The following is a 15,255-nucleotide window of genomic DNA, read 5'->3' on the forward strand; positions in this document are numbered from 1 at the left end:
GGCGATGGGCTCCTCGGTCGAAAGTCAGTCGTGCAGGGTCTGCGCCAGGGCATCGGCCAGCCCGGGCACGAGATCGGGGGCGGCGAGCAGGTCCTCGGGATGGCTCTTGAGCCGGGCCAGCCCGTGGTGCGCTCCGTCGCGGGTGACGCCCACGACGACGCGGACGTCCTGCCGGGCCGGGTGCGCGGCGACGGCTGCCGCGGCGGCGTCCGGGTCGTCGGGCAGATCAGCCTCGAGGCCGGCCGGCAGGAACAGGCGCTCGAGGACCAGCGCGGCCCCGAAGACGGTCGGCGGCCAGGAGATGCGGGCGAGGGCGTCCACGACGTCGTCGCCGGCGTGAAAGCCGTCCTGCTCGATCGAACTGAGGGCGTCCGGGGCGGTCGGAGCGGCGAGCTGACCCGCCAGGCTGCGCTCGGCGGCGAGGAGCTCGGCCGTCGGGACGAGGGCGAACAGCCGCGCGGGGGTGTCCCAGCCGGCATGGGCGACGTGGCGTTCGATCTCGGCGAGGGCGGCGACCAGCGCATCGGTGCTCACGAACAGCCCTCCACAAGGCCCGCCGTCGCCGGGTCGGCGAGGGCGTCGAGGGCATTGATCGCGTCGTCGAGCGTGGCGACGCTGACGACGCGGACGGTGTCGGAGTGGTTGCCGAGGTCGGCGCAGTTCGAGACGGGGAGGACGAAGACCGTCGCGCCGGCGTCCTCGGCCGCGGCCAGAGCCTCGTGGACACCGGTCACCTCGGAGACGTTGCCGGCTCCGTCGATGCGGCCGACGCCCGCCACCACCTGGCCGCCGACGAGGTCGCCGTCCGTGACCCGGTCGAACAGCGCGAGGGCGAGCATGAGGCCGCTGTCGGCGCCGACGTCGGCTGCGACGTTGAACGTCACCTGGGGCGCATAGCTGTAACCCATGACGAGCGTGCCGCCCCACACCGGCACCGCACTCTGGGTGTTGGACGCCGCCAGCTGCAGCGTGACCGGCTGCTGCAGGCCGTCGCGCAGGATCGTGAACGTGATCGGGTCGCCCGGGCGCAACTGCTCGACGACGGCGCGCACGGCGGCGACCGTCGGGGTCGCGGTGCCGTTGGCGGCCAGCACGAAGTCGCCCTGGCGCAGCAGGTCGACGGCCGGGCCCGCGCTCGCCACCGACTGGACCATCGGGATCTGGTCCACCTGCACGCCGGCCGAGCGCAGCGCGGACGCCGCGGCGTACGCCTGCGACGACGCCGACTGCTGGGCGTTGCGGGCGGTCCGCTCGGTCTCGGTGACGCGCACGGCGTAGTGCCAGTCGCGCGGCACGGCGTCCCGGTCGGGCGCCCAGTCGGCGTAGAGGACCTCGGGCAGCGCCACGCGGCTCAGCGACGACGACACGTTCACGCTCGTCGCAAGGATCTCACCGGACGCCGGAAACGTCTGGACCCCCTCGACGGAGACGACGTCGGCGTCCCCCGCCACCCCGAGCAGGTTCGACGTCGACCCGGGCGCGTAGGTGACGAAGGGGGTAGGCACGACCGCGATGACGACGGCTGCCACGAGGAAGCAGAGCGAGGACACGGCCGCGGTCCACGTCTGCCTCGTCATGACCGCGATCCTACCGTGCGTCATTGGACCCTCCCGCGCCCGCCTTGCCCCGTGCGGAACAATGGACCCGATCGAGAAGAGGAGCTTCACCATGCCCGACCGCGACGACGAGAACCCGCTCGAGGAGTTCCTCCGGCAGTTCGGGATCCAGCCCGGCCCCGACGGCACCTATGACATCAACGCCCTGATGGGGCCGCTCCAGCAGGCGATGAATCAGTTCGGTCGTCAGATGGACGCCATGGGCGGCGGCGACGGCAGCCAGGGCCTCAACTGGACGTTCGTGAAGGACGTCGCCCGCAAGGTGACCGCCGCGTCCGGGCCGGACCCGTCGCCGTCGAGTGCCGACGCCGCCGCCGTGCGCGACACCGCCGGACTCGCCGACCTCTGGCTCGACCAGCACACGAGCTTCGAACGCACCAACACCGCGCCCGCCGCGTGGAGCCGCGCCGAATGGGTCGAAGCCACGATGGGGACCTGGGAGGAGCTCGTCGGCAGCGTGTCGGCATCGCTCACCGAGGCCATCTCCGGCGTCCTGCAGCGCCCCGAACCCGAGATGGCGCCCATGGCCGCGATGATGGAGCCGATGATGCGGCAGGCCGCGGCGGGCATGCTGGCTGCCCAGGTCGGGCAGGGCATCGGCCAACTCGCCACCGCTGTCCTCAGCGCCACCGACCTCGGCTTCCCCCTCACGCCCAAGCCCGTCGTCGCACTGCTGCCCGCCAATGTCGCCGCCTTCGCCGCAGGGCTCGACGTGCCCCTCGACGACGTGCGGCTCTACCTTGCCCTGCGCGAGACAGCGCGCCAGCGGCTGTTCGCCGGCGTCGGGTGGCTCGGTCCGCAGATGCTGGCCCTCATCGCGCACTACGCGCGCGGGATCAGCATCGACGCGGCGTCCTTCGAACAGGCCATCGAGGCGCAGCTGTCGGGCGGGCTCTCGCCCGAGAACCTCTCCGAACTGGGCACGTCGGTGGCCGGCAAGCTGTTCCAGCCCGACCTGTCGCCCGACCAGATCGACATTCTCGAACGCCTCGAGACCCTGGTCGCGGTCGTGGAGGGCTGGGTCGACGACGTCGTCGCGCAGACGACCGCCGGTCTGCTCCCCCACGACGCGCTGCTCGAACTGGTCCGGCGCCGCCGCGCGTCCGCCGGACCGGCCGAGAGTGCGCTCAAGACGCTGCTCAACCTCGAGCTGCGGCCGCGCCGCGTCCGGGACGCCGCCAATGCCTGGGCCGCGCTGCGCGCCGCCCAGGGTGTCGAGGCGCGCGACGCCGTCTGGGCGCATCCCGACTTCGTGCCGACGGCGTCCGACCTCGACGACCCACTCGCGTTCGCTGAGAACGGCGGGCATGTGGACCGGACAGGCGACGCCATGGACGCCGCCCTCGCCGCGCTGCTCGACGAGGAGACCGGCGAGGGGTCCGGGCAGGAGGGACCGGAGACGCCCGGACCGACGCCGTGATCAGTCGGCCTTCTGGTTGACGCCCAGGTGCTCCAGCGCCGCGAGGAAGCCCTCGGCCCGCTCGGCACCCGGGTGCGCGCCGGCGACGGCGTGGAAGCGCGGCGGATGCCCCTGGACGTGCAGATGGGTCAACTCGTGGATGAGCAGATGGTCGACCACCCAGTCCGGCATCGTGCGCAACTTGTCGCTGATCCGGATCTCGCCGGTGGCGTGCGTGCACGACCCCCAGCGGCTGCGCATGTTCGACACCCAACGGACGCCGAACACGGGCCGCGGACCCTCGACGTGGGGCGCCACGTGAGCGTCGTAGAGCACCTCGGCACGCCGGGTGAGGGAGGCATCGCCGCGCGGGGCCCGCTTGCGCTGCTCGCGTGCGAGGAACTTCTCGACCAACGGCGGGATGAGGTCGCGACGCTGCCCCTCGGTGAGGTGGGCCGGAACGACGACCACCAGCCGCCCACCCTCGCGGAAGGCGGCGATCGTGCGCGTGCGGCGCCGGCTGATGCGGATGTCGTAGGCCGTCGTCACCATGCGAGCAGCCTACGAGCCCCCTCCGACGATTTCCGTGCCGAACCCGCTGGCACCGTTTGACCCGGGGTCGGCCGCACCGGTAGTTTTGTCCCTACCAAGACCCTCGGTCGACGGGGTGCACGCAGGGGAAGGCGTGCGACCCGACACTCCGGGGGTCTTGCCTTGTCGATTGCGGCATTCGGTGGGCAGGGTGGCCTATGCTAGCCGCGTCAGACCGCGCCGTCGTGACGGCGGCTCGGACCGCAGAGCATCAGGAGGATCCACGTGTCGAACGACACCTACAGCGGCAAGTTCTACTGCGTGAAGTGCAAGGACCACCGCGAGGCCGAGGGCGCCGTGTCGGTGAACGAGAAGGGCACTCGCATCGCCAAGGCCAAGTGCCCCGAGTGCGGCACCAACCTCACCCGCTTCCTGCCGAAGTCGGCCTGAACCCATCCCGACGGGCGCCGGGGGACGTGATCGTCCCCCGGCGCCCGTCGTCGTCCCCGGCCCACCGCAGGTGTTGGCACGGTGTTGGCGGTCTAGCACCCACCGGCGTGGCGTGGCCTCCCAGGGCTCAGAGTGGGGCCATGGCGCCACTCCGCTTCACCGCCCCGCTCACCGTGACGCTCCGTTCCCCCGACGTGGTCCAGGTCGGGTTGGACGGCGCCCGCGGTCTCCTGCTGCCCGACGCGCCCCGCGGCGCCGACGTGGCGCTCCGCGCGATCGACCGCGGGTGCTCGCCCGCCCGAGCCGCGCTTGAACTCCACCCGTGCGACCGCGACTGGCTGCCCGCCGCCCTCGCTGCCCTGCGCTCCAGCGGGCTCGTCACCGAGGAGCCACCCCCGCCGAGGGTCGTCGCCGTGGTCGGCAGCGGCACGCTCGCCACCGCCTGCCGGTCGCTGCTCACGTCCACGGGCGTCCAGGTCGTCGCGCGGCAGCCGGCCGCCCGCACCCCTCAGCAGCCGCCGCCGGTGCTCGTCGCTACGCAGCGGGTCGAACCCGAGCGGCACCTCCTCGAGGATCTCCAGGGCGAGCACCGCCCACACCTGGTGGTGCGCGTGGAAGCCGAGCGTGCCGTGGTCGGACCCTTCGTCGAAGCCGGCCGGACGCCCTGCACCCGCTGCCTCGACCTCGTCCGCACCGACCTCGACGCGCGCTGGCCCCATGTGCTGGCGCAGCTCTGCCGCATGGAGTCCGCCCCGGACGCCGCCGCCGCGGCCTGGGTCGCCGCGACGGCTACCGCGCAACTGCGCGCCTGGTGGGCGGGGCGGCGTCCGGAAGCGGTGGGCGCCACGATCGAGCTGGACGCCGCGACCTGGCGTCTCGAAGCACGCCGGTGGCCCCAGCACCCCGAGTGCGGCTGCCGGTGGGCCGGGTAGGTCAGCGATGCCGGGTGAGAACCTCGAGCAAGCCGTCGCCGTAGCGGGCGAGCTTGGCCGGGCCGATGCCCCCGATGCCGGCGAGGTCGTCCCGGTTCGCAGGCACCTGCTCGGCGACGGCGAGCAGGGTGGCATCGGTGAAGACCACGAACGCCGGCACGCCCGCGGCGTCCGCCTCGGCCTTGCGCCACGCGCGCAGGTCCTCCCACAGGGCCTCGTCGTAGGTGGACGGGCAATCGGAGTGGCGACCCAGTTTGCGTTCGGCGCCGCTGCCGAGCGGCCGGTCGCACACCCGGCACGTGCGCGACTGGGCGGAGCCGCGACGGCGGCGTCCGGCCCCGGACGCGGACCCCTCGGTGGGCACCGCGACCAGCCCGTCGAGGAACCGGGTGGGCGACCGCCGGGCTCCCGTGCCCTTGCGGCTGGTCGACCCGGAGATGCGCAGATGCTCGCGTGCACGCGTGATGCCGACGTAGAAGAGACGACGTTCCTCGGCGATGTCGTCGGGGCGGGTGGCCAGGACGAACGGCAGGCTGCCCTCGTGGGCACCGACGAGGGCGACGGCGTCCCACTCGAGGCCCTTGGCCGCATGGAGGGTGCCGAGGGTGACGCCCTGGCCGTCGGGCGAGTGCTGGGCGCGGGCGCGGGCGTCGAGTTCCTCGAGGAGGTCTTGGGCGGTGGCGGCGGGATGCTCGGCGGCGAACTCGGTGCCGAGCCCGGCGAGGGCGTCCCACGACTCCCAGCGTTCGCGAACGGCGCCCTGACCCGCGGGCGGCTCGGGCGTCCAGCCGAGGCCCGCCAGGACGGTGTGCAGGGCGTCGGCGGCCGGGTCGTCGGTGGTGCGGGCGGCGGCCCCCAGCGCGCGCAGGGCGACGCGCACCTCGGCGCGCTCGAAGAAGCCCTCGCTGCCGCGGGTGACGAACGGGATCCCGGCGTCGGCGAGCGCAGCCTCGAGCGGCGGGGACTGGGCGTGGATGCGGTAGAGGACGGCCATCTCGTTCCACGGGGTGCCGCGACGGTGCAGCCCGGTGAGCCAGGCCGCGACGTCAGCGGCCTCGCCCGCCTCGCTGGTGGCCATGGTGAGGATCGGTTCGGGGCCAGGGGGGCGCTGCGCCCGGAGTTCGACCCGGGGGCCCTGACCGGCCATCACGCGATTGGCGAGGTCGACCACCTGCGGCGTCGACCGGTAGTCGCGGACCAGTTCGATGCGCGTCGCCCGCGGATGGCGCCGGTGGAAGCCGGTGAGGAAGGAGGCCTGAGCCCCGGCGAACGTGTGGATGGTCTGGGCGGGGTCGCCGACGACGCAGAGCTCCTCGGAGTCGCCGCGCCACAAGTCCAGCAGGGCCTGCTGGAGCGGGCTCACATCCTGGTACTCGTCCACGACGAAGTGCCGGTACGTGCGCCGCACCTCGCCCGCCACCTCGGGGTGGTCGGCGAGCAGGCCGGCGGTGCAGAGCAGGATGTCGTCGAAGTCGATGACGCCGCGGGTCGCTTTCACCGCCTCGTAGTGGGCGAAGACACGACCCACCTGGTCGGGGGCGAGGCCGGCGACCGTGCGCCCACGCTGGGCGCTCACGGCCGCGTACTCCCCCGGCGCCACGTTGCTCACCTTCGCCCAGCCGATCTCTGCGGCCGTGTCCCGCAGCAGCGCCGTGTCCGGAGCCAGGCGTTCGCGACGCAGCGCCGCCGCGACCAGGCCGGCCTTGTTGGCCTCCACGGCCGGAAGCTCGGAGCCGTACGCCCGTGGCCAGAAGTACTGTGCCTGCCGCAGCGCCGCGGAGTGGAACGTGCGTGCCTGCACAGCCGGAACGCCGAGCCGTCGCAGCCGCCCCCGCAACTCCCCCGCGGCGCGGGTCGTGAACGTCAGCGCGAGCACCGCGTTGGCTGCGAAGGCGCCCGTGGCAACGCCGTAGGCGATCCGGTGGGTCATCGCTCGGGTCTTGCCCGTGCCCGCGCCCGCGAGCACGACGACCGGCCCCTCGAGCGCGGTGGCGACCAGCCGCTGCTCGGGATCGAGGCCGTCGAGGATCCTGTTCGGATGCACGGGAGGCAGCCTAGGTGACGGGCCTGACGAAACTGTCGGCCGGTCCCTTTAGGGTGGGTCGCACCATGAACGAACTCGTCCTGCACACCGCCGCGGATGCCGCGGCGCTGGCGTCCGCCCTCGCCGCCGAGGCGATGGTGGCCGGCGACCCGTTCGCGCGCCCGCTGCTGCTCGTGCCGGGGGCGGGCATGGCCCGCTGGCTCGGGCAGCAGGTGGCGCTCGCCACCGGCGCCGAGGGCATCATGGCCGGGCTCGACGTCCAGCGGTTCGCGGCCCTGGAATCGCTGCTGGCGGGCACGACCACCGAGGACGCGTGGGTCGCGGAACGGCTGGTCTGGGCGGTGTTGGCCGTCGTCGAGTCCGGCGACGATGCGGCGCTGGCCCCCGTCGCCGCGCACCTCGCGGCCAATGACCAGCGGTACGCCAACGCCCTCCGCATCGCGCGCCTGTTCGGCCACTACGCCGATCACCGGCCTTCGCTGTTGCGCAGGTGGTCGGCCGATCCAGGGGCGGCGGCGTCGGGCCTGGGCTTCGACGGCTGGCAGGTGGTCCTTTGGCGGCGGCTGCACGGGGTGGTCGACGCACCCGATCCGCTGGTGCGGCGCGAGGCGCTGGTGCGGCGGCTGGCCGCCGGCGAGCAGCCGGTCGCCTGGCCTCACGTGCACGTGTTCGCGCCCCGGCGCGCGACGCCGGTCCAGCGCGAGTTGCTCCGGGCCCTTGCCGGTCGCGTGGGAGTGTCGGTGTGGCTGCCGGCGAGCGGTCCGCTCGACACCGCGCACCCGGTCGGGGTGGCCCTCGGACGCCGCGGGCGCACGTGGCGCGCGGGTTGGGAGCAGGTGGCCGACCGCATCGTGGATCACTGGACGCCACCCGTGCCGCCGAGCGCGCTGGGACGGTTGCAGGCCGCGATCCGGGCGGGAGCCGCGGAGTCCGCCCAGCCATGGGACCCGTCGGTCTCGATCCACGCCAGCCACGGGCCCTCGCGGCAGGTGGAGGTGCTGCGCGAGGTGCTCACCGGGGTGTTCGCCGACGATCCCACCTTGGAGCCACGCCACGTGGTCATCGCCACGCCCCGGCCCGCTGAGCTCGCGCCTCAACTGGCGGCGGTCTTCGGCCCGGTCGCGGGGCCTGCCGGGACGGCCGTGCCCCACCCCGGCACGACGCTGCGCGTGCAGGTGGCCGAGGGGGCGGCGTCCGACGCCAACCGGCTGTACGGGCTGCTCGTCACTTTGTTGCGGCTGGGGCACGCGCGGGCGACGGCGTCCGATCTGCTGGCGCTCGCCACACACCCGTTCGTCGCCCGCCGGTTCGGGCTCGACGGCGAGGACGTCGATCGTCTGGAGGAACTGCTCGAACGGGCGGGGGTGCGCTGGGGAATCAATCGCGAACACCGCGGTTGGTTCGGCCTCGGGGCGTTCCCGCAGGCCACGTGGCAGCTCGGCGTGCAGCGGCTGACGCTGGGAGAGGCGTTCTCGGGCGACCGGCCCACGTCGTTCGGGAGCGTGGCGACGGTCGACGACGTGGCGTCCACCGATACCGAGCTCATCGGCGCGCTCGCCGAACTGGTGAGCCGGACGTCGCGGGTCGTGCACTCCTTCGGCGAGCCGGGCACGATCGCCGAGTGGGCCGAGCGGATGCGCTCGGCGATCGACGCTCTCGTCGACGTGCCGCTCGCCGAGGGCTGGCAGCTGGGTCAGCTGTGGTCGGCTCTCGACGCGCTCGCGGCGCGTGGGGCTGCTTCCGCGGCCACCCTCGGGTCGGCGGACGCATCGGCCCTGCTCACCGGCGAGTTCGCCTGGCGTGGCACCCGGCCGACCTACGGCAACGGGTCGCTGGTCGTGTGCTCGATGGACGCTCTCGCGCAGGTCCCGCACCGGGTCGTCTGTCTCGTCGGCCTCGACGAGCGCAGCTTCCCGCGGCGGGGGCTCGGCGATGGCGACGACCTCCTGGTGCGCGCCCCCGCCGAGGACGACCCCGACCCCGGCGCGGACGACCGGCAAGCGGTGCTCGACGCGGTGCTGGCCGCCGGCGAGCGGCTGGTGATCGTCTACCAGGGCCATTCTGCCCACACGAACGAGGACCATCCGCCGCCCGCGGGCGTCCTGGAGCTGATCGAGGCGTTCGGTCCGGACGCCGTGAGGCACGAGCCGCTGCAGGGGTTCGCACCCGCCAACTTCGCGGTCGGCGCTGGGGGGCCGCGGTCGTTCGACGCGGCGTCCCTGCGGGCAGCGCGCGCTCTCGTGGCCGATCGGACGCCGCCGCCGCCGGTCTGGGCGGTGGGGCACGTCCACCGCACCGCGCCGCTGACGAACGTCGACCTGCCTGCGCTCGCGCTGCTGCTCAAGCATCCGGTCCGGTCGTGGTTGCGGCAGCGGACCGGGCTGACCCTGACCGGAGACGAGCCGCTGCCCGAGGAGCTGCCCTTGGAGATCGGCGCACTCGAGGAGTGGCAGATCGGCACGCGCATGCTCGCCGCCTTGCGCGCCGGGCAGGAGCTCGACCCTCTCGTCACGGCCGAGTGGCTGTCGGGTGACGTGCCGCCGGGTGAACTGGGCCGCCGGGCCATCGACCAGGTGACGCAGACCGTCCGCCGCATCCACGACGAGTACGAGAAAGCTGCCGACGGCGCGACCGACGCGCAGCTCGTCGATCTGGAGGTCGAGGGCGTGCGGGTCACGGGCCGCGTGACCACGCGCGCGGGGCGGGTCGCCGACTCCTTCTACGCGAAGATCGGCGGCAAGCACCTCGCCGACGCCTGGGTGCGCAGTCTCGCGCTCACCGCGGCCACCGGCGAACGCATCGGCGCGGTGCTCGTGGGCAAACGCGGTGCCGAGCGACTCGTCGCTCCCCCGCCGACCGTTGCTCGCCAGCTGCTCGGCGACCTCGTGGCTCTCTACGCAGCCGCGGGCGAGCAGATTCTGCCGATGCCGCCGACGGTGGCCCACCGCTGGGCTGTGCTGCGGGCGCGCGGGGAGGATCCGCTGGCGTCCGAACGGCAGCTGGACGCGGCCTGGCGTCAGGACCACGACGAGGATTGGCGCCTCGTGCTGCCGCTCCGGCGCAAGCCGTGGCGGATGCCGCGTGAGACCGACCCCTGGGGGCACCCGGGCGAGAGCAGTCAGCTCGGCGCGCTGGCCGCCGTCGCCTGGGCGCCCATCGTGACCGCGAGCGGAGGGTGAGACCATGACGACGACCTTCGACCTCACCGGGCCGCTGCCGACGGGGGTCACCGTGCTCGAGGCCTCCGCGGGGACGGGCAAGACCTATGCGATCGCTGCCCTCGCGGCGCGGTTCCTGGCGGAGGGCCGGGCGGCGATGCCCGAGTTGCTGCTGGTGACGTTCTCGCGCGCGGCGACGGCGGAGTTGCGCCTGCGCGTCCGCGAGCGCCTGCGGTCGAGCGCGGAGGCACTGACGGCCGCGGCGGGGGGCGTCCCGCCGGCCGACCCGGTGGACGCGGCCCTGGCCGCCGCGCCGGCCGCCGAGGTGGCCGAGCGCGCCGCGCTGCTGCGCCGTGCCTTCGCCGACTTCGACCGGGCCACCATCATGACCACCCACGAGTTCTGCCAAGCGATGCTCGTCGGGCTGGGGGTGCTGGCGCCGCAGACGCCGCAGTCCACGCTCACCGAGGACCTCGGCTGGCTCGCCGACGAGGCGGCAGCCGACCTCTACGTGCAGCGCTACGCGAGCACCCGGCAACGGCCGCCGTTCCCCTTCGGCGCCGGTCGCCCGAGCGACGACCCGGGCGCGCGGCAGATCGCCCGGGATGCTGTGGCCGACCCGGCGTCGATCGCCCCGCTCGAGGGAGACGTCGCCGTGCGGGAGCGGGTGGCCTTCGCCGCCGGCGTCCGGGAGGAGGTCGCGCGCCGCAAGGCCGACCTGCGGCTCTACTCGTTCGACGACCAGCTGACGAGGCTGGATGCGGCCCTCGCCGACCCCGTGACCGGACCGCTGGCGCGGCGGCGGCTCGCGGACCGGTTCCCGATCGTGCTCGTCGACGAGTTCCAGGACACCGACCCAGTGCAGTGGAGCGTGCTCGCCCAGGCGTTCGCGCCGACGTCCACGGTGGTGCTCATCGGCGACCCGAAACAGGCGATCTACGGCTTCCGCGGCGGCGACGTGCACCTGTACACGCGCGCCACCCGGCAGGCGGGTGCCCTCACGACGCTGCGCACCAACCACCGTTCCGATCCGGGCGTGGTCGCCGGCGTGGCGACCCTGTTCGGCGGGCTCGCACTCGGCGAGCAGATCGACGTTCCCGACGTGGTCGCCGCCCACGCGCCCCGGCTCCGCGGCGAGCCGGGCACGCCGTGGGAGCGCGGCGTCCAGATACGCACGTTCGAGCACGACGACGCCGTCAGCCCCTGGCAGGCCAACGAGGAGATCGCGACCGACCTCGTCGGCGTCGTCGGCGGATTGCTGTCGGACGCCGCCCCCTTGCGGCCGGTCGCCGGTGGAGCGCTCCGCCCACGTGACGTGGCGGTCCTGGTGCGGTCGAACCGTCGCGGGGCCGCTCTCGCCGAAGCGCTCACGTCGGCCGGCATCGCGGCCACCTTCTCCGGGACCGCCTCGGTGTTCGCCTCCGACGCCGCCCGGGACTGGCTCGCGCTGCTGCGGGCGCTCGACCGGAGGCGCCGCCCCTACTTGCAACGCGCCTGGCTGACCACGTTCGTCGGGGCGACGCTCACCGAACTGGCCCTGGCCGACGAGACGCGGACGGCCCATTGGTCCCTGCTCGTGCACACGTGGGCGCGGGTGCTCGCACGCGGTGGCGTGTGGCCGCTGCTCGCCGCGGTCGAGGCCGACACCGACCTGTCCGCACGCCTGCTCGGCCATCCGGGGGGCGAGCGGCTGGTCACCGACCACCGGCACCTCGCGGAGATCCTCCACGAGCGCACGCGAGGCGATGTGGCACGGCCGCGGGAGTTGGCCGCGTGGCTGGCGTCCGAGATCGCGCTGGCCTCCGGCGACGCCGAGCGGACGCGTCGCCTCGAGACGGACGCCGACGCCGTGCAGATCATGACGATCCACCGCGCCAAAGGCCTGCAATGGCCGGTCGTGCTGCTGCCGGAAGCGGGCGTCGTGACCCGCGACCCGGTCGACGACGGGGGCCGGCTCATCGTGCCCGGTGAGACGGGCCGGACGATCGACGTGGGTGGCCGCGCCGGAGAAGGCCGTGACGGACGCTGGACGACGTGGCTGATGGAGGAGGGCGACGAGGCGCTTCGGGCGCTCTACGTCGGCTTCACGCGGGCCGAGTCGCATGTGGTCACCTGGTGGTCGCACCACTGGCGGGTGGCCGCCGCTCCGCTCCACCGGCTGCTGCATGCCGAGCGGGACGCCGCGGGCCCCGTACGGCCCGCGCTCGCCTACCCGAGCGCGGGCCTGGAGTCCGGCGGCAGCCCCCGCGCGGTGGCCCCGCTGTCGGGAACCGAGGTCGCGGTCGCGGTGCTGGGTGCCCCGGACGCCCCGGCCCCCGGGCGTGCACAGAGCATCCCGCCTACGCTGGGCGTGCGGCCCTGGAACCGCACGATCGATCGCGTCTGGCGCCGCACCTCCTACTCCGGGCTGACGGCCGCCGCGCACGAACTCGCGCATGCCGCCCCCGAGGCGGCGTTCGTCGCCGACGAGCCCGAGCTGGACGCCGACGTGGTCGCCACCCTCGCCGCCGAACAGTCCGACGCGCCGTCGGCGACGCCCTCGCCGATGGACGGGCTGCCCGCAGGGCCGGCGTTCGGCAGTCTGGTGCACGCCGTCTACGAGTACGCGGACACCTCCGGACCCGACTGGCTCGACCGCCTGGCGGAGGCGACGGCGTCCGGGCTGGCACGCTGGCCGGTCGCCGGGGTGGACGCCGCCACACTCGCCGCCGCGCTGGTGCCGTCGCTGGAGACGCCCCTCGGCCCGCTGGCGCCGGGCGCGGTGTTGCGTGACTTCGGCCCCGATCACCGCTTGGCCGAGCTCGACTTCGAGTTCGCCCTGACGAGCCCCGACGCCACCCTGGCCGACGTGGCGGCTCTGCTCACGGCGCATCTGCCCCCCGACGACCCGCTGGTCGACTACCCCACCCGGCTGGCGCACCCGCTGCTCGCTCCTCAGCGGCTGCTGGGGTTCCTGACGGGGTCCATCGACGCGGTGCTGAAGCTCGACGGGGTGAGCCCGCGACGGGGGTATCTGGTGGTCGACTACAAGACGAACCGGCTCGCACCGGCGGGAGAAACCCTGACGGTCGGGCACTACACGCGCGCCGCAATGGCCGAGGCGATGATGGCGCAGCACTATCCGCTGCAGGCGCTGCTCTACTGTGTGGCACTGCACCGGTTCCTCGCGTTGCGGTTGGCGGGCTACGAACCCGAACGCGACCTCGCCGGCGTCGCCTACCTCTTCGTGCGCGGCATGGCCGGCGCGGACACCCCGCTCGACGGCGGCGCACCGTTGGGTGTGTTCACGTGGCAGCCGCCGGCCGCGCTCGTGCTGGCCGTCTCGCGTCTGCTCGCCGGAGGTGAGGCATGACCGACATCGCCGTGAGCTCCCGCGGGCTCCTGGCCGCCTTCTCTGCCGCCGGCGTCCTGACGTGGGGCGACGTCCACCCCGCCCAACAACTGGCCCACTTGTTCGGGGAGGCCGACGAGCGCGTCCATCTCGCGCTGGCCCTCACGGTGCGGGCGTTGCGGTCGGGTTCGATCTGCCTCGAGTGGGCGCGCGTGCGCGAGTTGGGTCTCGGGGAGGACGCCGTCGCCGACGTCCCCGAGGTGCTGTGGCCGGAGGAGTCCGGCTGGCTGGACGCGCTCCGGGCGAGCCCCGCCGTGACCGTGGGCGACGGGGCACCGGGTCAGCGGCCGCTCCGGTTCGCCGACGACGCGTTGTACCTCGAACGCCACTTCGGCGACCAGGAAGCCGTTCGTCTGGGCCTCCTCGCCAGGCTGGCTGCGGCGGTCGAGCCTGTGCCGATCGAGCCTGTGCCGGTCGAGCCTGCGCCGGCCCCGCCTGCCGAGGCCGTCCCGGCGAGCGGGGCCACCGATGAGCAGCAGGCGGCGATCCTGCTGGCGCTCGGCCAGCGGGTGTCGGTGATCGCGGGTGGCCCCGGCACGGGGAAGACGCACACGATCCGGCTGCTCATCGAGCAGTTGCGGGCCACCGAACCGGACGCTCTCGTCGCGCTCGCCGCGCCCACGGGCAAGGCCGCGGCGCGGATGACCGCGTCGTTGCGCTCGGTCGGCCTCACCGCGGCGACCCTGCACACGCTGCTCGGTTGGCGGCCGGATTCCCGCAACCGCTTCGTGCACGACGCCACGAATCCGTTGCCGCATGACGTGGTGGTCGTCGACGAGATGTCCATGGTGTCGATGCTCCTCATGTCCCGGCTCTTGGCGGCCCTCAAGCCGACGGCCCGCCTGGTGCTGGTCGGCGACCCGGACCAACTGGCCTCGGTCGACGCCGGCTCGGTCCTCGCCGACATCGCTCGCGCCCCGGCCACGCAAGGCGTGGTGGCGCGGCTCGAGCGGAACCACCGCTTCAACCGGACGATCGCGGCGCTGGCCCGGGCCATCCGCGACGGAGAGCCGGACGCCGCCCTCGCCGTCCTGGGCGCCGGCGGCGAGGAGGTGTCCCTCGCCGACGGCCCGTCGGCGGCGTCACGGCTCCGGCAGCGCGTGGTGGAGCCGGGGGTGCGACTCCTGGAGGCGGCGGCGTCCGGCTCGGTGGGTTCCGCGCTGGCCGCGCTCGACGAGCACCGGCTGTTGTGCGGGCATCGGCGGGGTCCCTTCGGCGTCCAGCACTGGACGCGGCAGGTCGTCGCCTGGCTGTCCGAGGCCGCGCCCGAGCTGGCGTCCGAGGGCGAGTTCGCGACCGGCCGGCCGGTCATGGTCACAGCGAACGCGCCCGAGTTCGGCCTGTACAACGGGGACACCGGCGTGCTGATCGCCGATTCGGCGACAGGGCCGCGGGCCTGGTTCCGGCAGGGCGACGACTTACGCAGCCATTCCCCCTTCGTGGTGGACGGGCTCACCACCGTGCATGCCATGACGGTTCACAAGGCGCAGGGCAGCCAGTTCGCGCACGTGAGCGTGGTGCTGCCGCCCGTCGGCTCGCCCCTGCTGACGCGCGAACTGCTCTACACGGCTGTGACCCGGGCGGAGTCGTCGGTGCTGCTCGTCGGCTCGGCGGACGCCGTCCGCGAGGCGGTCACGCATCCCGTTCGACGCATGAGCGGCCTGGCGCGTCGGCTCACCTGACGGGAGGCGCGTCGGGCCGGGCATCGGTTGGGAAGTGTCACGGCCGAAGCAC

General features: G+C 74.0%; 10 protein-coding genes. 6 read left to right on the plus strand and 4 right to left on the minus strand.

All coding sequences use genetic code 11. The features are described from left to right. Nucleotides 1-24: 24 nt before the first annotated feature. A complete protein-coding gene (locus Q1K57_RS13180; RefSeq protein ID WP_300083372.1) occupies nt 25-534 on the minus strand; it encodes a PPA1309 family protein in 510 nt (169 codons plus the stop codon). Then, nucleotides 531-1,577, minus strand: coding sequence for a PDZ domain-containing protein (locus tag Q1K57_RS13185; protein ID WP_300083373.1), 1,047 nt, complete (start codon nt 1,575-1,577; stop codon nt 531-533). The genes Q1K57_RS13180 and Q1K57_RS13185 overlap by 4 nt, the downstream gene beginning before the upstream one ends. Nucleotides 1,578-1,668: 91 nt before the next feature. On the opposite strand from Q1K57_RS13185, the gene Q1K57_RS13190 reads away from it, so the two are divergent. Next, entirely contained in the window at nt 1,669-3,036 is a 1,368-nt protein-coding gene (locus tag Q1K57_RS13190; RefSeq protein ID WP_300083375.1) for a zinc-dependent metalloprotease, read from the plus strand. On the opposite strand, the gene Q1K57_RS13195 is transcribed toward Q1K57_RS13190, so the two are convergent. Beyond that, the gene (locus tag Q1K57_RS13195) at nt 3,037-3,567 is read right to left on the minus strand and encodes a M48 family metallopeptidase (protein WP_300083377.1); all 531 of its coding nucleotides are present in this window, start codon (nt 3,565-3,567) and stop codon (nt 3,037-3,039) included. A 264-nt stretch (nt 3,568-3,831) separates the two neighbouring features. Between Q1K57_RS13195 and Q1K57_RS13200 the strand changes: the two genes are divergently transcribed. Continuing rightward, nucleotides 3,832-3,996: a DUF5679 domain-containing protein gene (locus Q1K57_RS13200; protein WP_300083379.1), complete on the plus strand. Its 165-nt coding sequence runs from the start codon at nt 3,832-3,834 to the stop codon at nt 3,994-3,996. A 140-nt stretch (nt 3,997-4,136) separates the two neighbouring features. Continuing rightward, nucleotides 4,137-4,928 (plus strand): TOMM precursor leader peptide-binding protein, encoded by a 792-nt coding sequence (locus Q1K57_RS13205; RefSeq protein ID WP_300083381.1) that lies wholly within the window; start codon nt 4,137-4,139, stop codon nt 4,926-4,928. A 1-nt stretch (nt 4,929) separates the two neighbouring features. Here the strand turns inward: Q1K57_RS13205 and Q1K57_RS13210 are convergent, their stop codons facing one another. Further along, entirely contained in the window at nt 4,930-6,972 is a 2,043-nt protein-coding gene (locus Q1K57_RS13210; RefSeq protein WP_300083383.1) for an ATP-dependent DNA helicase UvrD2, read from the minus strand. Nucleotides 6,973-7,037: 65 nt separating this feature from the next. Between Q1K57_RS13210 and Q1K57_RS13215 the strand changes: the two genes are divergently transcribed. The 3 genes from Q1K57_RS13215 to recD are packed head-to-tail and all read left to right on the plus strand — an operon-like array spanning nt 7,038 to nt 15,203. Continuing rightward, nucleotides 7,038-10,151 (plus strand): exodeoxyribonuclease V subunit gamma, encoded by a 3,114-nt coding sequence (locus tag Q1K57_RS13215; RefSeq protein ID WP_300083384.1) that lies wholly within the window; start codon nt 7,038-7,040, stop codon nt 10,149-10,151. A gap of 4 nt (nt 10,152-10,155) precedes the next feature. Further along, on the plus strand, nt 10,156-13,482 hold the full coding sequence (locus tag Q1K57_RS13220) for a UvrD-helicase domain-containing protein (RefSeq protein WP_300083385.1): 3,327 nt from the start codon (nt 10,156-10,158) through the stop codon (nt 13,480-13,482). Beyond that, entirely contained in the window at nt 13,479-15,203 is a 1,725-nt protein-coding gene (gene recD, locus Q1K57_RS13225) for an exodeoxyribonuclease V subunit alpha (protein WP_300083386.1), read from the plus strand. The genes Q1K57_RS13220 and recD overlap by 4 nt, the downstream gene beginning before the upstream one ends. Nucleotides 15,204-15,255: the final 52 nt, after the last annotated feature.

The sequence above is a fragment of the Propioniciclava sp. genome, assembly GCF_029977985.1.
GTDB lineage: Bacteria > Actinomycetota > Actinomycetes > Propionibacteriales > Propionibacteriaceae > Propioniciclava.